Genomic DNA, 25589 nt, shown 5'->3' with positions numbered 1-25589 from the left:
ACACTAACGCGCTGGTCATGTAGTCATCTGCTGTGCAACATGGCGCGCGTGCAATCACAAAACGGGAATACCCTTATGCAACGTTTTCTTAGCATCGCGATGGCGCTGTGCATCGGGCTCACCATGAGCCTGGATGTGAACGCCGCGCGTTTCGGTGGCGGCAAGAGCATGGGCTCGGCGCCTACGCATCAGGCACGCCAGACCGCACCCTCCACTCCGGCGGCTGCACCTAACGCTGCTGGCCGTCCTGCGCCTGCGGCAAGCGGTGCGTCGCGCTGGCTGGGCCCATTGGCCGGTATCGCTGCCGGTGGCCTGCTCGCGTCGATGTTCATGGGTGACGGCTTCAACGGCCTGCAACTGTTCGACATCCTGATCATGGGTCTCATCGCCTTCCTGATCTTCCGCTTCATTGCGCGTCGTCGTCAGCAGCAACAGCCGAAAATGGCCGCTGCCGGTGCACCGTACCAGCGTGAAAGCAGCCAGCCTGCGCAGAACCCGATCTTCGGCAGTTCCTCACCGGCCTCCGCTGCGCCAGTGATCAACGCCCCGGCCTGGTTCAACGAAGAGCGCTTTCTGGAAGCCGCTCGTGGCCACTTCCAGTCGCTGCAGCAGCACTGGGACGCCAACGAAATGGACAAGATCGCCGAGTTCGTTACCCCGCAAATGCTGCAGTTCCTGAAAAAGGAACGTGCGGACCTGGGCGATGGCTTTCAGTCGACCTACATCGACAACCTCCAGGTTCAACTGGACGGTGTGGATGATCGCGCCGACAAGACCATCGCTACCCTGACCTTCTCGGGCGTGTCCAAGTCGTCGCGCTTCGACCAGGGCGAAGTGTTCAGCGAAAGCTGGAATATGGAGCGCCCACAGGGTGATAACCAGCCGTGGCTGGTAGCAGGAATTCGCCAGAACGGTTGAACCAGATTCCTTTCTCGCGTTCAGAACCCCGGACATGTCCGGGGTTTTTGCTTATCCGTTCGGATAGTTATTTTGAGAAAGGCTTTACGCTACTGTATAACCCGCGCCATCAAGTGAGAGGATCTGTGTCGTGGAAGAAGTCATCGAACAACTGCGTGAAGCAAACGAACCGGTCCCGGTTCCGCTTGAGCTGCCAGACGAAGACCAACTGGTCGAAATTGAAGAACAGCTGTTCATCAATATTCCGTTCGTCTTCAAAGAGTTTCTCCTGACGGTCAGCGATGTGGTGTACGGCAGCCTTGAGCCCGTCACCGTGACCGATCCGCAGTCGCACACCTATTTGCCGGACGTGGCCGCCACGGCCTGGGATCTGGGCGTGCCGCGCGAGCTGATTCCGATCTGCCAGGACGGCGACGACTACTACTGCGTCGAGGAAGACGGCACGGTCGTGCTGTGGTCCGCCGAAGAGGAACTGGTCACCGAGGAAAGCTGGGAGTCAGTCTGGCACTGGGCTCGGGATGTCTGGCTGGAAAGCTGAGACACCCCGTTTGGTAAAAACTGTAAGGTAATCGCCGGGCTCAATGCCCGGACGATTCCTGATTATTGCCCAGCGTCTCCAGCAGCGCGATCTGCATCCGCGTATGCACGCGGATCAGCCAGCGCCAAAGCAGTGCCGCAACCAGAGCGGCAATCAGGGCGATGACCAGCAGCAATTCGTTGGCAGGCAGAATGCTTGCCGACAATGCTGCCAACATCACGAAAATCACCACCAGCGACAACAGCGGAATCACTTCCGCCACGACCTTGCGCACCCGCACGGTATGTCGGCCCGCCATCTCGGGTTTGACGCCCATCTCCGCCAGCAGCATCGACAGCGCCTTGAGCTTGCGATACGCCGCAATCAGAAACGGCAGCGACAGCAGCAACGCCGCGCCGCAGATCCAGGCTTTCTGGTGACTGACATCCGCCACCCATTCGTCCATGTACCCGCCAAGATGCTCGGCAAAGTAGCCGCCGCTGAAGAAAATCGCCATTACCAGCGCCAGATTGACCCCGACCTGTAGCAGAATCCGCCGGATCATCCCGGCAAGCACTGCACTTTGCCCTTGCGGCTGAATGCTGCGCAGCCACTCGCCGTACATGCCGAACACCCGTGCAACCCGCCGGGGCATTATCGACGCCAGCTTGAGTGACAGCGGATCGGCACCGCGAATCAGATAGGGCGTCAGCAAAGTAGTAATGGCTGATACCGCCACTGCCACCGGGTAGAGAAAGTCGCTGGTGACCTGCAGGGTCATGCCCAGCGCCGCGATGATGAAGGAGAACTCGCCAATTTGTGAAAGCCCCATCCCCACGCGCAATGAGGTGCGACCGTCATTGCCGGCGATAAACGCCCCAAGGCCGCAAGATAGTATTTTGCCCAGCACCACAGCGACAGTGATGACTGCAATCGGCCAGGCATATTCCAGCAGGATTTTCGGGTCGATCATCAAACCGATGGCGACAAAAAAGATTGCACTGAACATGTCGCGAACCGGTTCTATCAATCGCTCGATTTTCAGCAGCTCACGCGACTCGGCCATGATAGCGCCGATCAGGAACGCGCCCAGCACCATGCTGTATTCCAGCTTGACCACCAGCAGACAGAAGCCGAAACACAGGCCCAGCACGGTAATCAACAGCATTTCATTGCTTTCGAACCTGGCGACATAGGCCAGCAAACGGGGCACCAGCAGAATCCCGATCACCAGCGCTACGATCATGAACAGCGACAGTTTGCCGACCGTGGAAAACACTTCCCCCGAACTGACGGAGCCGCTGACTGCGATGCCGGACAACAGCGCAATAATGCCGATGCCGAGAATGTCTTCGACGATCAGCACACCGAAGATCAACTGGGCAAAATGCTGGTTCTTCATCTTCAGGTCGTTGAGCGCCTTGACGATGATGGTGGTGGAAGAGATCGCCAGAATCGCGCCGAGAAACAGCGAGTCCATGGTTTTCCAGCCAAAGAACTGGCCGATCTCGTAGCCGATCCAGATCATCAGGGCAATTTCCAGGAAAGCCGCGATGAACGCCGTCGCGCCGACCTTGAACAACTTGCGCAGGCTGAATTCCAGCCCCAGGCAGAACATCAGGAAAATCACTCCCAGCTCGGCCAGAATCTTGATGGTGTCCTCATCGTGAATCAGGCTGACCGGTGGTGTATGCGGACCGATAATGAAGCCCGCCACGATATAACCGAGCACCACTGGCTGCCTGAGACGGTGAAAAAGGATGGTCACCACGCCGGCCACCAGCATGATTACTGCCAGGTCCTGAATGAAATTGATGGCATGCATGGGGGTACGGCTCCTTGTGGGTGATGACTCCCAAAACCGCTGGCGCTGTTCTTGCAACGGCGTCGGCGGGTAATTGCGCCATCAAAATCGGATGAAAGCGTAGGAAAATTCCCGATCCACGGGTTTTTGCAGGTTAACACCGCCCCCTTCGACATAAAGCCGGTGCAATATATGGAAACAGATAGTTATGACGCGTGACGGCCGCCTGCTGGCCAGCGTCCCGATAACTGTCGCAAGCCCCATTGAGCGCCAGCATAGGCGCCCCTTGAACACCTTGACCGTGTGAGTACGCTATGGAACCCGGAAACGCCCAGCTGTCGATGACTGTATTGATGACCCCGGACATGGCCAACTTCTCTGGCAATGTACACGGCGGTACGTTGCTCAAGTACCTGGACGAAGTGGCCTACGCGTGTGCCAGCCGCTACGCCGGACGCTATGTGGTAACGCTGTCGGTGGACCAGGTGATTTTTCGCGAGCCGGTGCATGTCGGCGAACTGGTGACCTTTCTCGCCTCGGTCAATTACACCGGCAACACGTCCATGGAGGTGGGCATCAAGGTGGTCACCGAAAACATCCGCGAGCGCTCGGTACGCCATTCCAACAGTTGCTTCTTCACCATGGTTGCCGTGGACGACAATCGCAAACCCGCCAGCGTACCGCCTTTGGAACCGGAAACCCCGGAAGGCAAGCGTCGTTTCATTCAGGCGCAACAACGCCGCCAGATTCGTCAGGAACTGGAAAAGCGTTATCAGGACATCAAGGAAGAAGCCTTGTAAGGGACAGGCTCAGACATGGATGCCTGAGCCCTCGGTTGCATCTGAAGGTTACAGACGCACAGCGTCGAACTTCACCCGTGGATGCGCGATGCGATCTTGGGCGCGCACCAGTTCCAGCTCGTAACTGCCGCAAGCCTGCGTTTCCAGCAACACTTCGTGGACTGCCGCTGCGGTGAATTCGAACGCTGCGACCAAATCGTCGCCCAGTAAAATGCGTGACAGGAACAACCCGGACGTCAGATCCCCCACACCGACCGGCTGGCGTGGAAATGCCAATAGCGGACGGCGCAGATGCCAGCTTGCCTCGGCGGTCACCAACAGCATTTCAAAGCCGTCGGCAGCCTTGCCGGGGTAATCAAGGTGTTTGACGACAACCGCTTTGGGACCCCGCGCCAGCAAGGCCCGCGCCATCGCCAGGCAGTCGGCCAGCGATTCGGGCTTGCGGCCAGAGAAGCTGTCCAGCTCCAACTGATTGGGACACATGAAATCTGCCATGGCCGCAGCCTCTTCCAGCAGGAAGTCGCTGACTTCGGGCGCAACGATGCAGCCTTTTTCAGGATGGCCCATCACCGGGTCGCACAGGTACAGCGCCTTCGGATTGGCAGCCTTGATGCGCGCCACGCCGGTCAGAATCGCCCTGCCCTGCGCCGCACTGCCCAGATACCCGGACAGCACGGCATCACAGTTGCCCAGCTCGCCGATGGCGGCTATCCCCTCAATCAGCGCGGGAATCTGCTGCGGGGCCAGCACTTCGCCTGTCCACTGCTTGTATTGCGTGTGGTTGGAAAACTGAACCGTATTGAGCGGCCAGACATTGACCCCGATACGCTGCATCGGGAACACCGCTGCGCTGTTGCCGGCGTGGCCGAATACCACATGGGACTGGATAGCGAGCAAGTGAGGCGTACGTTTCATTGGGGGCGGAATCCTGAACACGATGCAAATGCAATAATGAGAAATATAAGTTGCGCAGTATGGCTGTAAATCACTCAGGGCAGTTAAGCTGGTAACTCCTACGCTGGAGCACTCCGTCATGCTGACCCTGGGAAACATCTTCGTGCTGATGCTGTTCGCAAGTGCTGCGGCCTGGTGGTGGCACGCCCATGGTCTGCGAGAGAAAGCGCTGGCGCGCGTCAAGCAGCATTGTGCACGCCTTGAGCTGCAACTGCTGGACGACGCCGTTGCCCTGCGCCGCCTGACCTTTGCCCTCGACGCTCAGGGTCGCAAGCGCCTGGCCCGCGTGTATGGCTTCGAGTTCACCGTGACCGGCGAGCAGCGTCACCCTGGCACGATCACCATGTTCGGCGCGCACACTGCGCAAATCGAACTGGCACCCTACCCGTTTGAAATCAAGACGCCACCACCCAGCGCTGAAATTATTCAAATGAGCGAGTGGCGTCAATCGCATCAGAAATGGAAGCAGTAGCGGCTGGTTAAATGCAAATCGTTGTGGGAGCGAGCTTGCTCGCGAAGAGGGCGTCAAAGCCCCCGAAAAGAGGGCGTTTGAAGGGTCGCCTTCGCGAGCAAGCGGCGCATCACGCCAGACACTCCACCATCTGCGCCTGCAACTTATCCACATCCTGCGGTGTAGAGAAGATCAATTCCAGGCGTGAATCCTGACGCCATTCGCTGATTTGCCAGGCCAGCGGAGCACCGTCGACCACGTTGCCGGAATACCAGCCGCCTTCGCTGTGGATAACCATCTTCGCGCGCCGCCACTCAATGCTTTCCAGCCAGTACAGAATGCGCTGCAGGTCAAAGCGTTGCGAGGGATGCCAGCGCCAGCCGATGCTCCAGCTTTCAGCACTGGCCTGAATCAGGCAGATCGGTACCTTCGGGTCGACCCATAGCGCAGGCAACTGGCCAACGCTGTTGGGCAGCATCAACTTATCCACAGCCTGTTTATCCACAACGGCAGCGGCGTTGAACCCCGGTATTTGGCTCGGGTGCAGCTCCCCGTATCGGGTCCAGATCAAGGCGTGCGGCAGCAACTGTTCGGCCAATGCCAAGCGAGAGACTTCATCCAGCTGCTCGGACTTGTTCATGACCACAAGCCCTGCATCCGCCAGTGCTTCCTGTTGAGTGCTCGGCAACGGTTGTCCGGCGAGCATTGCTTGCGCGTCCAGCACCACCACGCCGGGCTGAACATTCAGGACGCCACGCCAGGGCGCCTCGCGCAATTGCGCCATGAGTTGCGCAGGATGACCCAACCCCGAAGGCTCGATCAGCAGACGATCAGGCCGGGCCTTGCGCAACAACCGCCCCAGACCGATCTGGAACGGCACGCCATTGACGCAACACAGGCAGCCGCCAGCCACTTCGCCAAGTGCGATACCATCGGCATCCGTGGTCAGCAGGGCGGCATCCAGACCGATCTGCCCGAACTCATTGATTAACACGGCCCAGCGTTCATGGGCGGGTTTGTGCGCCAGCAGGCGTTTGATCAGGCTGGTCTTGCCGGCGCCCAGCGGGCCACCGATGACATGCGTCGGTATGTTTTGCAGCATGGGATCACTTTTGACGAATGCGTGGGTCATTGAAGAGCAAGGAAGGGTAATGATGCAAGTGATGTGGCTGCCCGTCCGCCTGGCACTGACGCTGCTGGCGGTGAGTTCGGGTACGGCGTGGGCCGAGGCGTGTCTGGTCCACAGCCAGGCCGAAAGGCTGGATGTGAAAGTCTGCCAGGAAAATATCAATATCCCGGCAGACCTGTTCCACGACAGCTTCTGCAAGCCACAACTGGCCGGGCAGAAGACCGAAACGACCTACTCGCAACAGTGCCCGGCAGGTGCCTTCGGTGTCTGTCGCAATGCGCAGGTCGCCAATCTGCCGTATCGCGAGCACATTCACTATTACGGGGTCGCCCGTGACGCGCTGTACCTCAAGCCCTTCTGTGAAGGCCAGAGCAAGGGGCAATGGGTAACGCCTGAATAAAGCTTCAGTCCAGCCAGTCCAGCGTCAGAATCAACCTGCGCTCGTTACGCAGCAGTTGCGGCGAGCGATGGATCAAACCGAAGCCTTCGTTACCGTGCCAGCGTTCACCCTTGAGCAACGCCACTTCCCCGCTGTTGATCTGCTGGATGTCGGCGGCATTGGTGGGCTCGGCATCGAGGCGACCGAGTTGTTTGCGGTCCATGACGTCTTCATGCAGCCACTGGCTGCCCACCCCGCCGTAAGTGGTGATGAGGCGCACCGGCACATGATCGACATGGAAACGCGGGCACATGGCTTTATCGAGCACCCGCAGGCGCAGGCCAACGCACTCGGCACCCAGCAGACAGGCATAAGCGCTGACCAGCCAGGAAACGTCGGCAATGAAGCCCTGATACCCCTGCAAATCGGAATATCCCCGAGCCAGCGTGGTCAGGTCAGGCTCGACTTCACCCCCCCTTACTTGCAGGGGCATGGACTCGGCAAGGGGCTCGCCCATCGACAGCAACAAGGCACCGAAATCTTCGATGTGCGCAGGCAGCTGACGCTGCCAGACCGCAAGGTTGACGTCATCCTGGAGGATCTCGCTCAATACCTCAGGCGTGCCGCCGTGTGCCTGACGAACGGCGTTCTTGTCATTCAAACGATAGGCCAGCATCAGGCAGCCACCTCTTCTTCGTACCAGTCGCCAAAAGGATCGGCCAGCGTGCGCCAGCGCTCGACACCCGCCGCCATCTCGGTATCAGTGAGCAGGCATTTGTCCAGTTCGGCTGTCAGCAGGGCAAAATCAATGTTCTGACCGATGAACACCAGTTCCTGACGGCAGTCACCGGTTTCAGTCGACCAGTTCTCCAGAATGGATTTGACGCTTTCTCTGTCCTCTGGCCAGCTTTCACGGTTCACGAAGCGCCACCAGCGTCCGGCAAAACCGTGGCGCATCAAGCCGCCCGCCTGCGACCAGCTACCTGCATCCTTGTATTTGCTGGCCAGCCAGAAGAAGCCTTTGGAGCGCAGCAGTTTGCCATTGGTCCACGGGCGATTGATGAAATTGAAAAAACGCTCCGGATGGAACGGGCGCCGGGCACGATAGGCAGTTGATGCTATGCCGTACTCTTCGGTTTCCGGCGTGTGTTCGCCGCGCATTTCCTTGAGCCAGCCCGGTGCCTGAGACGCGCGCTGGAAGTCAAAACGCCCGGTGTTGAGAATCGTCGCCAACGGCACCTGGCCCATCACCATCGGCACAATCTCGGCTTCGGGGTTGAGGCGCTTCAGGATCGCCATCAGCTCTTCGCGCTCACTGGAGCTGATCAGGTCGATCTTGCTGAGCAGGATGACGTCGGCAAATTCGATCTGCTCGATCAGCAGGTCGGTAATCGAGCGGTCATCGTCTTCACCCAGGCTTTCACCGCGTGTGGACAAGCCGTCCGCCGCTTCGTAGTCGAGCAGAAAATTCACGCCATCGACGACGGTGACCATGGTGTCCAGACGCGCCAGATCCATCAGGCTTTTGCCAGCTTCGTCACGAAAAGTGAAGGTCTCGGCCACTGGCAGTGGTTCGGAGATTCCAGTGGATTCGATCAATAAATAGTCAAAACGACCGTCCTGAGCAAGACGACTGACCTCTTCGAGCAAGTCCTCGCGCAAGGTGCAGCAGATGCAGCCATTGCTCATCTCGATCAGCTTTTCTTCGGCACGGTTCAGGCTGACATCGCGCTGAACTTCGCTGCCGTCGATATTGATCTCACTCATATCGTTGACTATTACGGCAACCCGCAGGTTTTCACGATTGCGCAGCACATAATTGAGTAAAGTGCTTTTACCGGCCCCTAGAAAACCGGACAGAACGGTAACGGGTAGAAGATTTGCCATCAGGATTCTCCAGGCAGCTGCAAGGCTTGAACCTTGTTCATGTCGGCTGCAACGAATCCCTCAGGCAGCCGACTCTAATCACACTGAGATGTTATAGTATAACAACACATAATAGCTACGGCGTTGGTGAAGGGATCTTCATGAGACGGGTTTCAACAGGTTTGGTGGCGATGTTGATCAGCGCGCACTTGATGGCAGCACCACCCAGGCCTTCTGCCGACCTCGCCACCTGTACGCGTAGCGCGACGGTGCTGGCGTGCAGCGATGCCCAAGGCAATAGCTACAGCGTGACCACAGCCGGATCGACGACCTGGTTGAAGGGTTACGAGGTACTCGATAAGCGCCGCTGGACGCAGACCAACAGTCGCTATGGTCAGCTGACGTTTTTTACCGGGCTGGCTTCCAATGGCGAAGCCTGGGTAGGCACTGTCCAGCGCGTGGGCTGGACAACAATCACGCGGGTGTCCAGCTCAAGCGGTACGCGTAGCAAGATCACCTGCAGCCGGCTGAACGGCTGCCGTTGACCTGCTCAGACCTGCTGTTCCTGCTTCTGCGCTTGCAGCCAGGCCATGTGCGAATCCACTGGCGGGTTGCGCTGGAAATAGCGCTGCAGGCCATCGAACAAGCCGTCTGCAACGGCCTGCTGATGGCGCGCTGTGACCAGGCGCTGACTGTCTCGACTGTTGGAGATAAACCCGGTTTCGACCAGAATCGACGGTACGTCCGGTGACTTGAGCACGGCGAACCCGGCCTGCTCGACACGCTTCTGATGCAACGTGGTAATGCCTTCCAGACTGCCGAGAACGGTGTGGCCCAGTTGCAGGCTGGCTGCAATGGTAGCGTTCATCGACATGTCGAGAATCACCCCGGCGAGCATCGGGTCCTTGTCCTTGAGGTTGAGCAGCGACGAGGCACCCAACAAATCGGCACCGTTTTCTCGCTGAGCCATGAAACGCGCCGTTGCCGAGGTTGCACCGCCTTCGGAAAGGGCAAACACCGAAGCACCAGAGGCCGTCAGACGAGGCGCTGCGTCGGCATGTACGGAGATGAACATGTCGGCGTTGGACTTGTGCGCGAACTCGACGCGCTTGCGCAGTGGTACGAAGAAGTCATCGTTGCGCACCAGACGCACGTCGAAACCCTTCTCGCGCTTCAGGCGTTTGGCCAGCAACTGCGCGATGGAAAGCACCACATCTTTTTCGCGTTCACCCCGAGAACCTACAGCGCCCGGGTCCTTGCCGCCATGACCGGCATCGACCACCACCATGATGTCGCGTCCGGTGTGCGCCTTGTTGGTCTGGATCGGGACGGGCACCGGTGGCGGCAGCTCAGCCATCTGCACGGGCGCATGGGCCGTGGAACTCATGTCCAGCACCAACCGGTGTCCCTGCCCACCTTCCGGGCCGAGCAGAAAACTATTGAGTTGCACTGGCACGGTCAGGTCCAGCACGATGCGCGTGTCGTCACCCTGGCCGTAGTGCCCGGAGCGAATGGACTTGATAACGGTACGGTCCAGCGCCAGCTGGCTGAAGTCGCCGGTGAGCCGCGAACCGCTGACATCGATGATCAGGCGGTCGGGGGCGGTAAGCGTGAAGGTTTTGTATTGCACCGGGCCGCTCAGGTCGAGGACCAGTCGCAGCTTGTCGTTGGTACGCCACAGGCGGGCGTTACGAATCTGTGTGGCATACGCACCCAACGGCAACGTCAGGGCCGCGCTGGCCAGCAGCATGTTGAGCAACACTTGGCGTCGGTGCATGGAACATCTCAAAGAGCAAATTGAGCATCCCGGCTCACGAAGGGTTCATCCACATCATTAGTAACAATATAACATGCAGTTACGGACGAAACATGAAGCCCTTCATGAAGATTCCGTCATCTGGCGCCCCGCCAACGTGACAAAAAATCACCGCCTTCAGACAGAGTGTTCCACGTGGAACATAACCCTCTGAATTTGATCAGGTACGCGGGGCGACATTGCCGCACTGTGGCCCCAGCCATACAGCGCGAGTGTCCATGCTGCCATTCTGTTGCTGACCAGTGGCGTTAAAAGTACCTACCACGTTTGTGGTGAACTCACGATCACTAAGGAACTGCGCCTGCCCGGTGCCCTGAGCTTTCGGGCAGCTAAACTGAAAGTTCCAGGTCTTGCCATTTCGCGCGGTGATTTTTTGCGTGCACCCGGAAGCCGGATCAGTCAGCGGGATGTTATCAGACTGTACCTGAGCCTGTGTCAGGCAGGCTCTCACGCCCTTGCCGCCGAGCGACACGCCCTGCTTCTTCATCATCTGTTCCATCATGGCGCGCTGCTCAGGCGGCAGATTCTGCAATTGCCCCAGCATCAATTGCATGTCCGGCAATTGCTGTCCGTCCACCTTCATATTGCTCGACGTCAGTTCCCACAAGCCGGGTTGCAGCATCTGCGCTTGAGCCAGGGGGGTTGCCAGGCAAAACATCCAGGCCAATATGCGTTTATTCATTTCAAGATTCCTGATGGGCGATTGCAGATGTAAACGGGGCCGGAATCATCCAGCCGGAAGATAAGCCTTAGACGGCACAGGCGTCGCCCAGTTGCATGGGTAATAAAATAGCGACATTCCCGTTCAGCTGTGGTCTGTTAGGCAGCAAAGACGAGGAGCATTGTTCCACATGGATTATCACGACCCGTACTTTTTCGGTTATGTCCTCGGCTTCATTCATTTGCTGGGCACATGCGCCGCTATTCACGCGCTGCTGACGGTGCGTACCTCTCAAGGTGCGATTGCCTGGGCGATGCCGCTGCTGTTCATTCCGTATTTCACCCTGCTGCCTTATCTGGTGTTCGGCAGAAGCTCGTTCGACGCGTACATCAAGGCGCGTCGCCAGGCCAACCAGGAAATGCGCATTGCGATTGGCAGCCTCAACTGGCGGCCGTGGATCGAGGAAGCTGTGGCAGCACGTCGCTCGGATGCCTATGCGGCGTTGCGCGCCATGCCCAAGTTGGGAAACATGCCTGCACTGGCCAACAACAAAGTCAGGTTATTGATTAATGGTGAGGAAACCTTCGGAGCGATCTTCAAAGCCATCCGTGAGGCGAAAAAGACAATCCTGATTCAGTTCTTCATCATTCATGACGACAACCTCGGTCGCCAACTGCAAACACTGCTGCTGGAAAAAGCCGCCGAGGGCGTAGGCATCTTTGTCCTTTATGACCGGATCGGTAGCCACGCACTGCCGGGGGCCTACATCGACAAATTGCGCGACGGTGGCGTGCAGATAAAAGCCTTTGCCACACGTGGCGGCTGGTTGAATCGCTTTCAGATCAACTTCCGCAACCACCGCAAGATCGTCGTCGTCGATGGCCTGAAAGGCTACATGGGCGGGCATAACGTGGGTGACGAATACATGGGGCTGAAGCCGCCGCTGGCTCCCTGGCGCGACACCCATGTAGAAGTCATCGGCCCGGTGGTCGCCTGCCTGCAGGAGTCGTTCGCCGAAGACTGGTTCTGGGCCACCCGCGAGCTGCCACCATTGAGCCTGCCTGATGAGTTTCCCGAGGATGGTGTGCTCTGCCAGTTGCTGACCAGTGGCCCGGCCGATGCGCAGGAAACCTGCTCGCTGTTCTTCGTCGAAGCCATCCACGCTGCCGAAGAGCGCGTATGGATCACCAGCCCTTACTTCATACCTGACGAAGCCGTGACCGCTGCGCTGACCCTGGCGGTACTGCGCGGGGTGGATGTGCGCCTGCTGCTGCCCTCACGGCCTGATCATTATGTGGTCTATGCCGCCTCCAGCCTGTACGCCTTCGATGCCGTGCGTGCCGGCGTGCGGGTATTCCGTTACGAACCAGGCTTCCTGCACCAGAAGGTCGTGCTGGTCGACAACGACATCACTGCCATAGGCAGCGCAAACCTCGACAACCGCTCGTTCCGTCTCAACTTCGAACTGATGCTACTGACGGTCGACAGCGACTTCTCCAGCCAGGTGGAATCCATGCTCACTGCCGACTTCAACCTCGCCCGCGAAATATCCGTGCAGGAAAGCCACGAAACGCGGCGCCTGCATCAACTGGGTATGCGCGTGGCGCGGCTGATTTCGCCGATTCTGTGAAGATTAAGGTGTACTACATTGTTGCACCTCAAACATTGGATAACCCATGAGTTTTCACTAGAATTTTGATAACCACGCGCATTGATGGATTTTACGAGGCTCAAGATGAAGGCGTCACTGCAGCAGGTGTTACAGGCTGATCGAATAGACGACCTGCAAAAGCTAGGAACATTTATTGAAGTGAAGAGAGGCATCGAAACTCAGCTGATGTTGAAGCTCGGGGTCAATGGCTGGGTAGCGTTATTCTCGAAACTGAATGTTCTGAAAACCGCGCTCTTGGCGAGTAAGACCTCCGTCCACATGGCCGCCCATGAAAACACCTTCAGAGAAGCCAAACGCAAACTCTCAAAAAGCCTGGGTTTTCAAATAACGGCACACAATCAAGCAGAGCTCGACCGGCTGATACAAACATGCTCACTGTATGTTCTCGGTCGTACGGTTGTTGACCCGCGTAAGCGCTTTGAAGAGAAGAAACACAGAAATTTCATAAACAGTTCGAAACTGGAAGGAATCCACATACCCTTCACCGACGAGAAAACGTCTTTGGAGATGATACTGGCCAAGCACAGAAGATGATCAATGGACAGATACGATGCTTCTCATGACCACTATTGCTATCCCGGCTCATCGGTACTGAAAAACAAGCTGAACATTCAAGACATGGATGACCTTGAAGCAGCAGAGCGAGACATCACTGCCGTTACCGTTAATCGCGTCCAGTACGTCGCACCTCCTTACAGTCTCGACAATTTAAAACAGCTGCATCACCTACTCTTTTCCGACCTCTATGAGTGGGCCGGAAACATCAGAAGTGTCGATATTTCAAAAGGTGGAACTCGCTTTTGTACCTGCGCACGAATTGAGGTGGAGGCGGCTAAAATTTTTGCCAGTCTTCAGAAGAAAAACTGGCTGGGCGCATTGGACAAAGACGCTTTTTGCGGAGGCTTGGCAGAGTATTACTGTGAACTCAATATGATTCACCCCTTCCGCGAAGGCAACGGCAGGGTTCAGCGCATTCTCTTTGAGCACCTTGCCTTGTCTGCAGGCTATGAGCTCGATTGGGCAACCGTCAGTCAGGAGGAATGGGTAAGGGCCAATATTGATGGCGTCAACGTGAACTATGGCCCCATGAAAGACATCTTCGAGCGCATCGTAACCCTCTGCTAATCGGCCTGCCGAGCACGAACGCCGCCTTGCGTGCTCAAGACACTTAAGACTCTCAGAGTATCCCGGCCTCGGTGTTCGTAACTAAAGCTCATCTATAAATATCCTCCCGCGTCAGCGGCAACCCGGTCTTGCCATCGGCAAAGGGCTTCACGGCGAGTATCTGGTGCAGGTTGATCCAGCCCTTGGCGAATCCATAGGCGCAGCCCGCCAGGTACAGACGCCAGATGCGCAGGGTATGTTCGGGCACGATACGGGCGGCTTCGCCGAGCCTTGATTCAAGCCGCGCGCTCCAGTGTTCCAGCGTTCTGGCGTAGTGCGGGCGCAGGCTTTCCACGTCGACTATTTCCAGCCCGGCTTCACTGATATGGGCGCTGATCATGGCCACGTGCGGCAGCTCGCCGTTGGGGAATACATAGCGGTCGATGAACTCCCCGGCACCGCGCCCGACAGGACGCCCATCCGTATGCCGCGCGGTGATCCCGTGATTCATGACCAGGCCGCCCTCCTTCACCGCACCGAACAGGCATTGCGCATACAACGGCAAGTTAGCGTGCCCTACGTGCTCGAACATACCGACGCTGACCACCTTGTCGAAGCGCGCATCCTGCGGCAGGTCGCGGTAGTCGAGCAGTTGCAGGTCGACCTTGTCCTGCAAGCCCTCGGCCTGCACTCGTTGACGGGCCAGCGTCAGTTGTTGCTCGCTGAGCGTGATGCCGAAAACCTTCGCGCCATATTCGCGAGCGGCAAACCGCGCCAGTCCGCCCCAGCCGCACCCCACGTCCAGCAGATACTCACCTGGCTTGAGCCGTAACTTGCGGCACAGGTGGTGGAATTTATCCTGCTGCGCCTGCTCGAGCGATTCGTCACCGGTCTTGAAGTACGCGCAGGAGTAGACCATCTCTTTGTCGAGCCAGAGCTGGTAGAAGTCGTTGGATACGTCGTAATGGTAGGCAATCGACGCGGCGTCAGTGTCCTTGTCATGCTGGACGCGGATCGGGTTGTCGGTGCTGTCGTCATCATCCACAAGGGCATGAGTCAGTTCATCGCAAACCCGGACAACTTCGCTGATCGAACCTTCCAGCTCCAGCCGCCCCTCTACGAAGGCACTGCCGAGCAAGCCCAGGCTGGGGTGGTTGAAATCGGAGACCAGTTGCGGGTCCTTGACCACTATCGTGACGCTGGGCGCAGGCCCCAGGTCCATCTGATGGCCGTCCCAGAGCTTCAGCCGTAACGGCAGATGAAGGTTCTGCAAGGTCGTTGGAAGTTGTGTAAGCATTCAAAATCACCCCCTTATCCAGAAACTCAAAAAGAGTAATCCAGCAAGGGCCCCGCAAAAGGGCCCGCAAAGGCTATTGGCGACGGCAAAACTGCAATGAATCAACTTCGGGGAACAGCCCTGTACCCACTGATTCGAGCCGAAAGACAGCCTGAATTTGGATCACGCACTGAAACACAGCGCTTAATTTGTAACAGAATTCGTCAAAGCTCAAGCCGTTTTAAAGCGCTGATCAGCGCCGCTAGCCTGAGCCTTGTCGTTCACCAAATGCCTAGAGCTTCAGCAATGGCTCCTGAAAGCGCAGCAGACGTCCAGCATTGCCCAACACCAACAAGGTGCTCAGATTGTGCAGGATAGCTGCGACCATCGCGCCGGCAGCGCCGAGCAGACCAAAGGCGGCCAGCGCAACGATGGCCAGCGTCCAGCCCAGTCCGATGATTACGTTGACCTGTAAGGTCTGACGGCACTGACGGCTGAGCCGCACACAGGTGCCCAGACGACGCAGATCGCTGCCGATCAGCACGATATCGGCGGAAGCCAGGGCAATGTCCGCCCCGCCCGCCCCCATCGCGACGCCGACCACGCCTGCTTTTAGAGCCAGCGAATCGTTGACCCCGTCGCCGACCACCATCGGCCGGAAGCCACTGGCGATCTCGCCCATGACACGGTTCAGTTTGTCCTCCGGCAATGCCTGCGCCTGGACGTCTGCTATGCCAATATCGTGTGCCAGGTTGTCGGCCACACTTTGTCGGTCGCCGGTCAACAGCAACTGCCGTCCCATGCCCAGTTCACGTAATTCAAACAGCGCAGCCTGCGCTTCAGGCTTGACGCTGTCGGCCAGCAGCAGCCAGGCCAGGAAAACGCCATCCAGCGACAACCCGGCCAGCGGGCCGTCATGTGCAGGTACGCCGGGGGTGACAATGCCCAACTGCTCGAACAATTCCGGACGACCCAGCGCTGCCTCACCCTGCCCGGTGGACGCCACCACACCCAGTCCCTGCCGCTCACGGGTGTCCAGCAACGGCAACAGCCGAGTGTTATCCACAAGCCCGGCCAATGCACGGCTGACCGGGTGACTGCTGGCCGACCCCAGGCTGGCCGCCAGTTCGAGCAATTGCGGATGCTGCGCCCCTTCAGCCTGCACCGACTGCAAGCGCAGTCGGCCATAGGTCAGGGTGCCGGTTTTATCCACAACCAGTGAGTTCAGGTCAGCCAGTTCTTCGAGAAACGCCGAACTGCGGATCAAAATGCCGTGCCGCGCGGCGACTGCGATACCGGCAATAGCCGTGGCCGGAGCCGAAAGCACCAGTGCGCAGGGACAGGCAGCCACCAGCACCGCCAGCATCGCCTGAGCATCCTGAGTAATAAACCAAGTCAGCGCCGCGATCAGCAAAACCAGCACCATGTAGCTGCCTGCGTAGCGTTCCAGCAGGCGTGTGATCGGCGGCTTGGAACGCTCCGCGCTCTGCATCAGCGCGATGACCTTGCCCAGCGTGGACTCATCGCCGATGCGGGTCACTTCGATACGCAGCAGCCCGTCTAGGTTGATCGCCCCACCAAACACTTCGATGCCGATACTGGCTTCCAGTGGCACCGACTCGCCGGTAATTGATGAAGTGTCCAGACTGGCCTGCCCGGAAAGAACCCGACCATCCGCCGGGACCCGGTCACCCGCACGCACTTCAACCTGATCGCCAGCCTTGAGCGTTGCGTTGTCGACCTCGCGAATATTGCCATCAGGCCCCAGCAAACGTGCCTGGCTGCGGGTCAGACGACCCAGCGCTTCGATGGCTTCCTGCGAGCCGATCACGCTGCGCTCTTCCAGCACATGGCCAAAGATCATGATGATCGGCAGCAAGGCGGCGGTCATCAGATCGCCAGTGGCCCAGGCACCGAGCATCGCCAGCGCGATCAACTGATCGGTGATGCCATGCAGGCTTGGATGCCGCAGGCTGTGCCAACCGGCGCTGATCACAGGTATCGCCACCAGCAGCGAGGCAGCACCCAACAGCAATTGGCTGACACCTGCCTGTTCCGGAGCGAAAAAACGCCAGACCAGACCCAATGCCAACAGGCCCAGCGCCAGCATCGCGAGGGTCAATTGCCGGGCTGCGCTACGCTGCTCTGCGTTGCTCAGCAGACTGCCATCCGCTTGCGGTTTGATGGCGTGATGGGTGTGAACGGCTTCGCCACTCATTGCGGTGCTCCCTGAATGATCAGGCGGGAATCGTCTTTGGGGTCGACGGTGGTGACCGAACCTGCCTGATGCAGAATGCCCGGCACACGTTCACGGTAAAGGCGCTGCATGAGGCCAGGATCGCTGCGGTTCTCGGCAGATTGCGTCAGGCTGACGACGGTCGCGGTGGCTGCCTGTGCCTTGGCCAGGCGCTCGGAAGCCTGTGCGTGCGCCACTTGCAGGGTCCGATCAGCGTATTGATTGGCGGTCTGGGTCAGTTTTTCTGCATCCGTGCGTGCGTTGGCCACGGCCTGGTCGGCCTGCTGACTGGCCGTCAGCACGGCATTGAAAGCATTGACCGCCGACGTCGGCAGGCTCGACTGCACATCCACCCGAGCGACTTCGACGCCAATGCCTATCCCGGTCGCGTTGAGTTCAGTCAGGCGTTGATTGATACCGCGCACCAGGTCGCCGCGCAGCCGCTCACGGCGCTCTGCTGCCTGGCTGTCAGCGCCGATGAGCTCGGGGCGGGCAACCAGAATGGTGTCCAGGTCTCGCGCTGCAGTCAGCGCCACGGCGCTGCGATTGACCAGCCGGTCCAGTGCGGGCAATACATGATCGCCCTGCAATACGAAGGCGTTGGGGTCAGTCACTTTGTAGAACACGGTGACGTCCAGCTGCACCACACCGGCATCACCGGTCAGCAGAAAGCCAGAACCCGCCAGAGCATCGCTCATTGGCGCCGACAGGGTCGCGATTTCATCGGCTTTCAGTGCCGCTGGCGAACGCAGCAAGGTTTCCACCCGTCGCTCGATCACCCGATCAGCCGAGGGCAGCAGCACTACCTGCTCGAACGGCTGCGGCCAGGCGGTCAGCAATCCTGCGTTCTGCACCCGCTCGAGCGCGCCGAAGCGCATGACCACGGCACGATTCTGCGGATCGATCTGGCGCACGTTGGACGTCGCCCAGGCAAGCGCAGCCAGCAGGGTCACGCCATACAGTCCGATGAACGCCAGTCGGCTCGCCTGCAACCATGGGCTATTGGCAGGCGGTCGTTGCGTTACGGGCTCGTCGACCGGTTGGCTCATGGCTGCGTTCCGCTCTTGCCGTCCAGCGTTGGCGGGCCATCGACCAGCACGCGGAATGGCGCGGCGTCGGTGCGCAGTATCAGGCGAGTACCCGGCGTCACGATGGTGCCCAGTGTGTCCAGCGAGCGCAGCAGGTTGTAGAGCTGCGGCGAACCCGCATAGGCGCGGCCATAGATCTGCGCGGCTTCAACACGGGACTGCGCTTCGATATCGGCCGCCTTGACCGTGGCATCGGCCTCGACAATGCGCGCGTCGCGCTCGGCTGCCGAACGAATCTGCGCCGCTTCACGCTTGCCCACGGCGGTCCGCTCGGTGGCGATGGTCTCGCGCTCGGCGCGCATGCGGTCCACGGTGGCGTTGAGCGTCACCGACGGCAGTGTCAGTCGTTCGACGCCTACTTGCAGAACACGAACGCCATAGGTCGCCAGCAGTTGCTGATCGATCTGCTGGCGCAACTGATTTTCGAACGCGGTGATATTCACCTTGTTGGCGTCGGTGTTCACCAGGCTGGACAGGTCGAAACTGCTCGCGGTGGTTTCCAGCGCCGAGCCGACAAAGGTGCGGATCTGCCGCGCTGCTTCGTCGGGCTGGTTTTGTACCGCGCGCATGAAGCGCTGCACGTTGTCGGCATCGCCCTGTACCTGCCACGCCACATAGGCCTGAACGATGATGCGCAAGCCATCGCGGGTGCCGACATCCTGCAAACCGCTGGATGTGGTACGCAGACGCAGATCCACCGGAATGGTCGCTTCGAACGGTGCGGGCCAGCGCCAGTTAAGGCCCGGGTCGAGCAGAACGCGGGAAGGATTGCCGAAGCGGGTGACGACCGTCGCTTCACCCGAGCGCACCTGCACCAGGCTCGCCGCCGCAATCGCGAAGGCGATCAGCACCGCCGCCAGGCTTGCCCGTCGCCAAGGGAACGCTGCCGGACCGGTCGCGCCATGATGATGGTGATGATGGCCGTGGCCGCCATGACCGTGACTGTCATGGCTATCGTGGTCGGCGTGATCGTGATGATGATGATGATGATGATGAAACAGACTCAAGGGACGACTCCTTACTGAACGGCTTTACGCGGCGCCGTTGGGTCTGCCGGTGGGGTGAAGGTACGCAGGTCGATGGTCGGCGCGTTGTCGCCGCCCAGACGGTGGTCGAGTATCAGCAGCTTGGCATTACCCAGGCCTTCGGTCAGTTGCGCCAGGTATTGTTCCAGCAAAAACGCCTGCCCTGCCTTGGCATAGGCCTGGCGCTCGGCACTGAAGCGCAGGTCCGCGCCTTGCGCTGTGGCCAGAACTTCACGGGCTGCAGCGCTGGCCTGATCACGGGCAACGCTGGCATTGAGCTGCGCCTGGTTGGCCTTGTCACTGGCCGCGCCGCGTTCGCGGGAGATCAGCGCCTGCGCGCCGATCTGCGCAGCCTGCACAGCATGATAGGCATTGGCGGCACCCGCTGGCGGATGGATGGCTTCGACCACCGTGGCGAGCAGTTCAACGCCGCTGTCCAGACGCTGCAAGTCAGCCTGCACGGCTTTGCCGATGTCATCGGCCAGCCCGCTGCGCTGTTCGCCGAGCAGCTCGTCCAGCGTGCGCGAGGCAAAGTCATGCACCAGCACGCGGCTGGCCGTGCTGCGGATCAGAGAAGGAATATCGGCGCTGTTATAGGTCGAGGCCATCGCCGCGGCATCTGTCAGGCCGATGCGGTAGACGAACCGCACATCCATATTGACGATCTGAAAGCTCTGCTTGTCGCCGGCACTGCTGGCAATGACCTGGGATTTTTCGTTGATATGGCTGGCATCCCACAGTCGGTTAGCGCTGCCCGGCGGCGGCCCTTCGGCCGGGTCCAGCGTCTGCTCGGCCGCGTCGGCCGCAGAAACACTGGTCGCCAGCTCATGAACCACGCCGTTTTCAACCGCCAGAACCCGGCCGAACGGCCAAGGCAAACCGACATGCAGACCCGGTCCGAAGACCTCGACCGGTTTGCCGAACCGCTCATAAATGCCTCGCCCCTGCATCGGAATTTCATGCACGCCGCTCAGCGCCCAGCCCAGCGCCACAACCACCGCCAGCACCGGCAAAAAGGCGCGGCGCATGTAGGTAAAGGCCCAGATCTGGCGCAGATCAATGCCGAAGCGGTTGTGCAGCTCATGCTGCAAGGCGAGCAACGGGCGCGGCGGCCAGCGCAGCAGGTCAGCGATAAAACTGGCGGCCAGCAGGCGCGGCTCGAGACGCAGAGTGCGCGGGCTGAACACCGACAACACAGCCCGCAACAGAAATTCAAGCGCCACACCCAATGGCAACAGGCCGATCAACACAGCCAGCCGTGCAGGCCAGATGCGATCAGCGCTGGAGAAGAACAGGCACAACGCGCCGACCAACAGAACGATAAGCGTCATGCGCACTAACTGCGCCAGCGCCCCGGCCTCTGGCGACTGGCCTTCGGGCTCGCTGCTCAGTTGCCGCTCGATGACCAATAGCCCGAACGCCAACAGCAACAGGATACTGCCCACCAGATTGCCTGAAGTGGAAAGGTCGGAGCCAGACAACGTCAGGTTCCAGAAGGCGCGGATGACGATCAACGCCAGCACTGCCCACCCGGCAAGCCACAGGGTCGAGCTGCCGATGTGCCGAACCAGTGACTCGCCCGAACCGCTCAGCCGGGTAAGCAGGCGCTCATACCAGCCGGTTTCATCGAGCGCTTGCGCCGTTGCGGGAGAGTCTGCGGCAACAGGTGCAGCCAACGCGCGGGCACGCCACATCGCGACGTGCCTGGCCGACTGAAGGCCCGCGGCGAGCAGTATCAGCGCCGCCGATGCGTTGCCCAGCACGGCCATCCACAATGAACCAGGGGAAAACAGATCGATGGACAGCGCCAGCAGCAGCCCGAACGCGCCCACCCCACCGCTCACATACATCAGTCGTCCGAGACGCCGAACCTGCTGCACCGCCATTTGAAAACGCGGCAGGCCTTCGAGGCCATCGTGCTCACCCAAATCAACCCGCATCACTACCCCGGCACCCGCTGATTATTGCCCTGTGGAGAGCCGTGTATCGGCATCCATTAATGCAGCTGCATCATAGCGTTACGATATAACACGCAGAGTGAAACTTTCGTCAGGACTATTGCCTGAACGAATGCGATATAGCGGCAAATGATTGGGCTGGATATCGTGCAGATGCTCCGCGCCAGCATGCGGTACTGGACGCTCTGCCTGCGGCAGACTGACATTTGCTCAGTCTGCGACCCGGCAAAATGGTTGCTGAATATTGCACGCAGATTTGAGCGCTCTGCGCCAACGCACCCTATCGCCCTGACCGGCGCTGCGCACCCACCTCGCTCGCAAGCCTTGCGCCAAGCGGTGCCGAGCGCATTCAACCCACCCCAACAGGCCTGAAAAACGTCCATTCCTGCCCTCTGGATGCCGCTTCCATTGAGCACAATCGGCGATTTTTTTTGACTGATTTCCGAACGGGATCTCGTCTTTGTTATCTGTTGTGGGTAGTTTGCGTTCGGCAAGGAGTCGTTGGCGCGCCATTTTTTGTGCAGGACGCACAGAATTACTCAGAGGCTTCACCCTTATGAATCGCAGAAATCTCCTGAAAGCGTCCATGGCGTTGGCCGCTTACGGCAGCGTGTCGGCCTCAGGGCTTTATGCTGCGCGAGCACTGGCCGCCGCAGCCGATGGCGAAATCGAACACTTCGATTTTGCAGAGCTGCAAGCCCATGCCAAGAAGCTCGCAGGCAAAGGCTATGTGAGCAACAAGCAAGTGCTGCCACCCGTCCTGGCAGATATGACGCCGCTGCAATTCAATGCTATTCGCTACGACCCGAACCACTCACTGTGGAAAGACGTCCACGGTCAGCTCGACGTGCATTTCTTCCACGTCGGTATGGGTTTCAAGACGCCGGTGCGCATGTACAGCGTCAACCCGCAGAACAAGCAGGCGCGCGAAGTGCATTTCCGCCATGACCTGTTCAATTACGAAAGCAGCGGCATCGACAAGAATCTGGTCAAGGGCGATCTGGGCTTTGCAGGCTTCAAGTTGTTCAAGGCGCCCGAAATCGCCATCAACGACGTTGTCTCGTTCCTCGGTGCCAGCTACTTCCGGGCCGTAGACAGCAACAAGCAATACGGTTTGTCGGCCCGCGGCCTGGCCATCGACAGTTACGCCAAGCGTCAGGAAGAATTCCCCGACTTCACCAAGTTCTGGTTTGAAACGCCAGATAAAAACGCCACACGCTTTGTGGTTTACGCACTGCTCGACTCACCCAGTGCAACCGGTGCCTACCGCTTCGACATCGACTGTCAGGCTGGCCAGGTAGTCATGGAAATCGACGCGCACATCAATGCCCGTACCGATATCCAGCAACTGGGCATTTCGCCGATGACCAGCATGTTCAGTTGCGGCACTCACGAGCGCCGCATGTGCGACACCATCCACCCGCAAATTCACGATTCGGATCGCCTGTCGATGTGGCGCGGTAATGGTGAGTGGATCTGCCGTCCGCTGAACAACCCGGCCAAACCGCAATTCAGCGCGTTCGCCGACACCGACCCGAAAGGTTTCGGGCTGGTGCAGAGCGATCACGAGTTTTCCAGCTATCAGGACACCGTAGTCTGGTACAGCCGCCGTCCGAGCCTGTGGGTCGAGCCGATTACCGCGTGGGGCGAGGGCGAGGTCAGCCTGCTGGAGCTGCCGACCACGGGCGAAACGATGGACAACATCGTGGTGTTCTGGACACCGAAGACGCCGGTCAAGGCCGGGGACTCGATGAACTACGGCTACAAGCTGTTCTGGAGCCCGTTGCCACCTGTAAGCACGCCGCTGGCGCAGGTCCACGCCACTCGTTCAGGCATGGGCGGCTTCCTCGAAGGCTGGGCACCTGGCGAGCATTACCCGAAAACCTGGGCGCGCCGCTTTGCTGTGGATTTCAACGGAGGCGGTCTGGATCGCTTGCCGGAAGGCACCGGGATCGAGCCCATCGTCACGGTCACGCATGGCAAGGTGCAGGACTTCAACATCCTCGTATTGCCGGACATCAAGGGCTACCGCGTCACCTTCGACTGGGTACCGGACAGCGACTCGGTCGAGCCGGTTGAAATGCGCATGTTCATCCGCACTGGCGACCGTACGCTGAGCGAAACGTGGATGTACCAGTACTTCCCGCCAGCACCGGACAGACGCAAGTACCCTTGATGCGCACTGCGTTCCGACGCTTTAGCGCGCAACAATGACCTCAACTATCGTGCGACGCTCTGCGTCGCATGCCTTTCTGGACGCTCCGCGTCCGATCCTGAATGTGCAGTGCGGCGCAGAATTGTGACGCGGAGCGTCACGCACTGCTTTCCCACGCTGGAGCGTGAGGAACCATGAGTTCAACTAAGTGCCCGCCAAAACACTATCGTGCCCATGCTCCAGCGTGGGCACGCCGTTCTGGACGCTCCGCGTCCAATCCCTGGCACAAAGTGCAGCGCATAGCCCTTAATCCTGACTAATTAATTGACAGTTGCCCGAACTGCGACTGATATACGTGTTGTCACGCCGTTGCGAGCGTTCGCTCCAGACCTTTCATCTCCCAGAGCCTTCCTGTGTCGACACATGCCCGTGATCGTCGGGCGGTAGCTTTGTCCGCGCAATTCCCCTGACGCATATCCAGAAGGCAGCCAGCATGGCGTTGACTACTGCGAACAGCGCCGACGCCAGGTCGTCGGTGATGTCCTTTGATAAATCCACGGTGGTGGTGTGGGTCGCCATCAGCCTGATTCTGGTCGAGACCTTCTCTGGAGCCTTGCGCTTCTACTTCGATCAGGCAGGCATCAGCCCCCTGCTCTATCTGCCCAAAGCTGCCTGCATCCTGTTGTTTGTGCTTGAGCTATGCACCTTCAAAGCGGGACGGTTGTTCTGGGCGTTCATGGTGGTGTGGCTGATTTCCGGGCTGCTGGCCATGCTGCATCGCGCCAGCGTCCACAACCTGGCGTTCAGTCTGTTCGCCCTGAGCCCGCTGGTGTTCGGCCTGGTGTGCAGCAAGCACCTGCTCTACCGCCGCACGCTGTTGTACCGCGCCATCGGCTTTTGCCTGCTGGCCTCACTGCTGGGTATTGCTCTGGACAAGTACACCTCGGTGCCCTGGAAGGGCTACAGCTACAACGTCGGTGAAACCGAACTGAGCGCCAACACCACATGGAGCGCGGACGAGATAGACCGCATTGCCGGTTTCGCCAGAGTGTCCAACGTGCTGTCGATCATGATCGCCTTCTACACGCTGTACCTGATCATTTTCGTGCGCTCACGCCTGATGATGATCCTGCTCAGTGCCGTGGCGCTTTACGCCATCGTGCTGACCACCAGCAAAGCGCCAGCCGCGGCATTCGCCCTGACCCTCATTCTGCTGTTGCTGCGGCGAATGAGCTGGACCTGCCGAACGCTTTGCAGCGTGGTGGTAGGCATCGGGCTGCTGCTACCGACTCTGGGGCTGATTGTGAGCCCCGATGCCTATGCGGTGAGTAGCGGCGGCTCTCTGGCCTCGCTGTATGACCGGATGATCAATACCTGGCCCAACCTGATCAATGCCATGAGCCGCGAAGGCTGGATGATCAGCGGCGCGGGCTTCGGCATGGTCGGCAGCACAATGGGGCTGTTTCCGGTCGAAGGTGCCGGCGTATTTCTCGGCATGGACAGCTCGGCGCTGTATCTGTGGGCGATGCTGGGCGTGCTGGGGCTGTTGCTGTACGCGCTACAGATTCCGCTTTTGTTCCGACTGATCGATGATCAGACCCGCATCGGCCACATGCTGCTGGCGATCAGTTTCTGCTGGTGCCTGATCAGCTGGACCACCGACATGTTCGAGGTCGCTGTCGCCAATCTGTTTATAGGCGTGGCCATTGGTCATGTGATTGCCAGCAGACAATCCGCTGCAAGCCATGCGCTCAGGCTGCCCTCCACTGCCCACTGACGG

At 59.3% G+C, this 25589-nt stretch carries 23 protein-coding genes; 11 read left to right on the top strand and 12 right to left on the bottom strand.

Translation table 11 applies throughout. The annotated features are described in order from the left end of the window. Window positions 1–75: 75 nt before the first annotated feature. Together RYB66_RS08790 and RYB66_RS08785 are read left to right on the top strand one after the other, a co-directional pair. On the top strand, window positions 76–918 hold the full coding sequence (locus RYB66_RS08790) for a Tim44 domain-containing protein (protein WP_004659118.1): 843 nt from the start codon (window positions 76–78) through the stop codon (window positions 916–918). Between the two features lie 130 nt (window positions 919–1048). After that, window positions 1049–1456 carry an SMI1/KNR4 family protein gene (locus tag RYB66_RS08785; protein WP_004659120.1) on the top strand — a complete coding sequence of 136 codons (408 nt, stop codon included), beginning with the start codon at window positions 1049–1051 and terminating at the stop codon, window positions 1454–1456. A 40-nt stretch (window positions 1457–1496) separates the two neighbouring features. On the opposite strand, the gene RYB66_RS08780 is transcribed toward RYB66_RS08785, so the two are convergent. Continuing rightward, on the bottom strand, window positions 1497–3260 hold the full coding sequence (locus RYB66_RS08780) for a cation:proton antiporter (protein WP_005781434.1): 1764 nt from the start codon (window positions 3258–3260) through the stop codon (window positions 1497–1499). 293 nt (window positions 3261–3553) lie between these two features. On the opposite strand from RYB66_RS08780, the gene RYB66_RS08775 reads away from it, so the two are divergent. Further along, entirely contained in the window at window positions 3554–4039 is a 486-nt protein-coding gene (locus tag RYB66_RS08775; RefSeq protein ID WP_002555921.1) for an acyl-CoA thioesterase, read from the top strand. Window positions 4040–4087: 48 nt separating this feature from the next. Here RYB66_RS08775 and pdxY read toward each other — a convergent pair whose 3' ends face one another. Next, window positions 4088–4954: a pyridoxal kinase PdxY gene (gene pdxY / locus RYB66_RS08770; protein ID WP_005781432.1), complete on the bottom strand. Its 867-nt coding sequence runs from the start codon at window positions 4952–4954 to the stop codon at window positions 4088–4090. A 118-nt stretch (window positions 4955–5072) separates the two neighbouring features. Here pdxY and RYB66_RS08765 point away from each other — a divergent pair, with 118 nt between their 5' ends. Beyond that, on the top strand, window positions 5073–5465 hold the full coding sequence (locus RYB66_RS08765; RefSeq protein WP_004659125.1) for a DUF3301 domain-containing protein: 393 nt from the start codon (window positions 5073–5075) through the stop codon (window positions 5463–5465). Between the two features lie 109 nt (window positions 5466–5574). On the opposite strand, the gene RYB66_RS08760 is transcribed toward RYB66_RS08765, so the two are convergent. Beyond that, window positions 5575–6546 (bottom strand): CobW family GTP-binding protein, encoded by a 972-nt coding sequence (locus RYB66_RS08760; RefSeq protein ID WP_005781430.1) that lies wholly within the window; start codon window positions 6544–6546, stop codon window positions 5575–5577. A gap of 52 nt (window positions 6547–6598) precedes the next feature. On the opposite strand from RYB66_RS08760, the gene RYB66_RS08755 reads away from it, so the two are divergent. Further along, window positions 6599–6973, top strand: coding sequence for a hypothetical protein (locus tag RYB66_RS08755; RefSeq protein ID WP_004667160.1), 375 nt, complete (start codon window positions 6599–6601; stop codon window positions 6971–6973). 4 nt (window positions 6974–6977) lie between these two features. Here the strand turns inward: RYB66_RS08755 and RYB66_RS08750 are convergent, their stop codons facing one another. Together RYB66_RS08750 and zigA are read right to left on the bottom strand one after the other, a co-directional pair. Continuing rightward, window positions 6978–7628, bottom strand: coding sequence for a DUF1826 domain-containing protein (locus RYB66_RS08750; protein ID WP_002555926.1), 651 nt, complete (start codon window positions 7626–7628; stop codon window positions 6978–6980). Continuing rightward, on the bottom strand, window positions 7628–8839 hold the full coding sequence (zigA, locus tag RYB66_RS08745; protein ID WP_005781428.1) for a zinc metallochaperone GTPase ZigA: 1212 nt from the start codon (window positions 8837–8839) through the stop codon (window positions 7628–7630). The genes RYB66_RS08750 and zigA overlap by 1 nt, the downstream gene beginning before the upstream one ends. Window positions 8840–8979: 140 nt before the next feature. On the opposite strand from zigA, the gene RYB66_RS08740 reads away from it, so the two are divergent. After that, window positions 8980–9363 (top strand): hypothetical protein, encoded by a 384-nt coding sequence (locus tag RYB66_RS08740; RefSeq protein ID WP_016982157.1) that lies wholly within the window; start codon window positions 8980–8982, stop codon window positions 9361–9363. 5 nt (window positions 9364–9368) lie between these two features. Here RYB66_RS08740 and RYB66_RS08735 read toward each other — a convergent pair whose 3' ends face one another. Both RYB66_RS08735 and RYB66_RS08730 read right to left on the bottom strand, forming a co-directional pair. Further along, on the bottom strand, window positions 9369–10595 hold the full coding sequence (locus RYB66_RS08735; RefSeq protein WP_316885231.1) for an N-acetylmuramoyl-L-alanine amidase: 1227 nt from the start codon (window positions 10593–10595) through the stop codon (window positions 9369–9371). Window positions 10596–10794: 199 nt separating this feature from the next. Continuing rightward, window positions 10795–11316: a DUF3617 domain-containing protein gene (locus RYB66_RS08730; protein ID WP_002555930.1), complete on the bottom strand. Its 522-nt coding sequence runs from the start codon at window positions 11314–11316 to the stop codon at window positions 10795–10797. 169 nt (window positions 11317–11485) lie between these two features. Between RYB66_RS08730 and cls the strand changes: the two genes are divergently transcribed. From cls to RYB66_RS08715, 3 genes are all read left to right on the top strand, one after another. Next, on the top strand, window positions 11486–12925 hold the full coding sequence (gene cls / locus RYB66_RS08725) for a cardiolipin synthase (RefSeq protein WP_005781422.1): 1440 nt from the start codon (window positions 11486–11488) through the stop codon (window positions 12923–12925). A gap of 105 nt (window positions 12926–13030) precedes the next feature. Then, window positions 13031–13501, top strand: a complete 471-nt coding sequence (locus tag RYB66_RS08720) for a YhfG family protein (RefSeq protein WP_316894253.1) — start codon at window positions 13031–13033, stop codon at window positions 13499–13501. 3 nt (window positions 13502–13504) lie between these two features. Beyond that, window positions 13505–14092 (top strand): putative adenosine monophosphate-protein transferase Fic, encoded by a 588-nt coding sequence (locus RYB66_RS08715; protein ID WP_005744902.1) that lies wholly within the window; start codon window positions 13505–13507, stop codon window positions 14090–14092. An 88-nt stretch (window positions 14093–14180) separates the two neighbouring features. Here RYB66_RS08715 and cfaB read toward each other — a convergent pair whose 3' ends face one another. From cfaB to RYB66_RS08690, 5 genes are all read right to left on the bottom strand, one after another. Continuing rightward, a complete protein-coding gene (gene cfaB, locus RYB66_RS08710; protein WP_016982161.1) occupies window positions 14181–15368 on the bottom strand; it encodes a C17 cyclopropane fatty acid synthase CfaB in 1188 nt (395 codons plus the stop codon). Between the two features lie 271 nt (window positions 15369–15639). Further along, window positions 15640–17565 (bottom strand): cation-translocating P-type ATPase, encoded by a 1926-nt coding sequence (locus tag RYB66_RS08705; RefSeq protein ID WP_316894250.1) that lies wholly within the window; start codon window positions 17563–17565, stop codon window positions 15640–15642. Then, complete coding sequence (gene hflK, locus RYB66_RS08700; RefSeq protein ID WP_016982164.1) at window positions 17562–18632, bottom strand: protease modulator HflK; 1071 nt, start codon at window positions 18630–18632, stop codon at window positions 17562–17564. The genes RYB66_RS08705 and hflK overlap by 4 nt, the downstream gene beginning before the upstream one ends. Next, window positions 18629–19678, bottom strand: a complete 1050-nt coding sequence (gene hflC, locus RYB66_RS08695) for a protease modulator HflC (protein WP_044320969.1) — start codon at window positions 19676–19678, stop codon at window positions 18629–18631. Before hflC ends, hflK begins: the two co-directional genes overlap by 4 nt. An 11-nt stretch (window positions 19679–19689) precedes the next feature. After that, on the bottom strand, window positions 19690–21636 hold the full coding sequence (locus RYB66_RS08690; protein WP_316894246.1) for a protease modulator HflK: 1947 nt from the start codon (window positions 21634–21636) through the stop codon (window positions 19690–19692). Window positions 21637–22210: 574 nt separating this feature from the next. Between RYB66_RS08690 and RYB66_RS08685 the strand changes: the two genes are divergently transcribed. Further along, window positions 22211–23830, top strand: a complete 1620-nt coding sequence (locus RYB66_RS08685; RefSeq protein ID WP_005756950.1) for a glucan biosynthesis protein D — start codon at window positions 22211–22213, stop codon at window positions 23828–23830. A gap of 472 nt (window positions 23831–24302) precedes the next feature. Next, window positions 24303–25586 (top strand): membrane protein, encoded by a 1284-nt coding sequence (locus RYB66_RS08680; RefSeq protein WP_016982172.1) that lies wholly within the window; start codon window positions 24303–24305, stop codon window positions 25584–25586. Window positions 25587–25589: the final 3 nt, after the last annotated feature.

Origin of the sequence: Pseudomonas syringae group sp. 243L2, from assembly GCF_032587875.1 — a bacterium.
Classification (GTDB): Bacteria; Pseudomonadota; Gammaproteobacteria; order Pseudomonadales; family Pseudomonadaceae; genus Aquipseudomonas; species Aquipseudomonas amygdali.
This window is presented reverse-complemented; position numbering and strand designations above follow the sequence as displayed.

Bases quoted from the DNA above. Each gene is read 5' to 3' on its own strand.
- RYB66_RS08680 (WP_016982172.1), top strand. From the start codon at position 24,303: ATGGCGTTGACTACTGCGAACAGCGCCGACGCCAGGTCGTCGGTGATG.
- RYB66_RS08685 (WP_005756950.1), top strand. From the start codon at position 22,211: ATGAATCGCAGAAATCTCCTGAAAGCGTCCATGGCGTTGGCCGCTTAC.
- RYB66_RS08735 (WP_316885231.1), bottom strand. From the start codon at position 10,595: ATGCACCGACGCCAAGTGTTGCTCAACATGCTGCTGGCCAGCGCGGCC.
- RYB66_RS08780 (WP_005781434.1), bottom strand. From the start codon at position 3,260: ATGCATGCCATCAATTTCATTCAGGACCTGGCAGTAATCATGCTGGTG.
- RYB66_RS08690 (WP_316894246.1), bottom strand. From the start codon at position 21,636: ATGCGGGTTGATTTGGGTGAGCACGATGGCCTCGAAGGCCTGCCGCGT.
- hflK (WP_016982164.1), bottom strand. From the start codon at position 18,632: ATGAGCCAACCGGTCGACGAGCCCGTAACGCAACGACCGCCTGCCAAT.
- RYB66_RS08730 (WP_002555930.1), bottom strand. From the start codon at position 11,316: ATGAATAAACGCATATTGGCCTGGATGTTTTGCCTGGCAACCCCCCTG.
- RYB66_RS08775 (WP_002555921.1), top strand. From the start codon at position 3,554: ATGGAACCCGGAAACGCCCAGCTGTCGATGACTGTATTGATGACCCCG.
- cls (WP_005781422.1), top strand. From the start codon at position 11,486: ATGGATTATCACGACCCGTACTTTTTCGGTTATGTCCTCGGCTTCATT.
- RYB66_RS08760 (WP_005781430.1), bottom strand. From the start codon at position 6,546: ATGCTGCAAAACATACCGACGCATGTCATCGGTGGCCCGCTGGGCGCC.
- zigA (WP_005781428.1), bottom strand. From the start codon at position 8,839: ATGGCAAATCTTCTACCCGTTACCGTTCTGTCCGGTTTTCTAGGGGCC.
- pdxY (WP_005781432.1), bottom strand. From the start codon at position 4,954: ATGAAACGTACGCCTCACTTGCTCGCTATCCAGTCCCATGTGGTATTC.
- RYB66_RS08790 (WP_004659118.1), top strand. From the start codon at position 76: ATGCAACGTTTTCTTAGCATCGCGATGGCGCTGTGCATCGGGCTCACC.
- RYB66_RS08705 (WP_316894250.1), bottom strand. From the start codon at position 17,565: ATGAGTGGCGAAGCCGTTCACACCCATCACGCCATCAAACCGCAAGCG.
- cfaB (WP_016982161.1), bottom strand. From the start codon at position 15,368: ATGCTTACACAACTTCCAACGACCTTGCAGAACCTTCATCTGCCGTTA.
- RYB66_RS08715 (WP_005744902.1), top strand. From the start codon at position 13,505: ATGGACAGATACGATGCTTCTCATGACCACTATTGCTATCCCGGCTCA.
- RYB66_RS08755 (WP_004667160.1), top strand. From the start codon at position 6,599: ATGCAAGTGATGTGGCTGCCCGTCCGCCTGGCACTGACGCTGCTGGCG.
- RYB66_RS08740 (WP_016982157.1), top strand. From the start codon at position 8,980: ATGAGACGGGTTTCAACAGGTTTGGTGGCGATGTTGATCAGCGCGCAC.
- RYB66_RS08750 (WP_002555926.1), bottom strand. From the start codon at position 7,628: ATGCTGGCCTATCGTTTGAATGACAAGAACGCCGTTCGTCAGGCACAC.
- RYB66_RS08765 (WP_004659125.1), top strand. From the start codon at position 5,073: ATGCTGACCCTGGGAAACATCTTCGTGCTGATGCTGTTCGCAAGTGCT.
- RYB66_RS08720 (WP_316894253.1), top strand. From the start codon at position 13,031: ATGAAGGCGTCACTGCAGCAGGTGTTACAGGCTGATCGAATAGACGAC.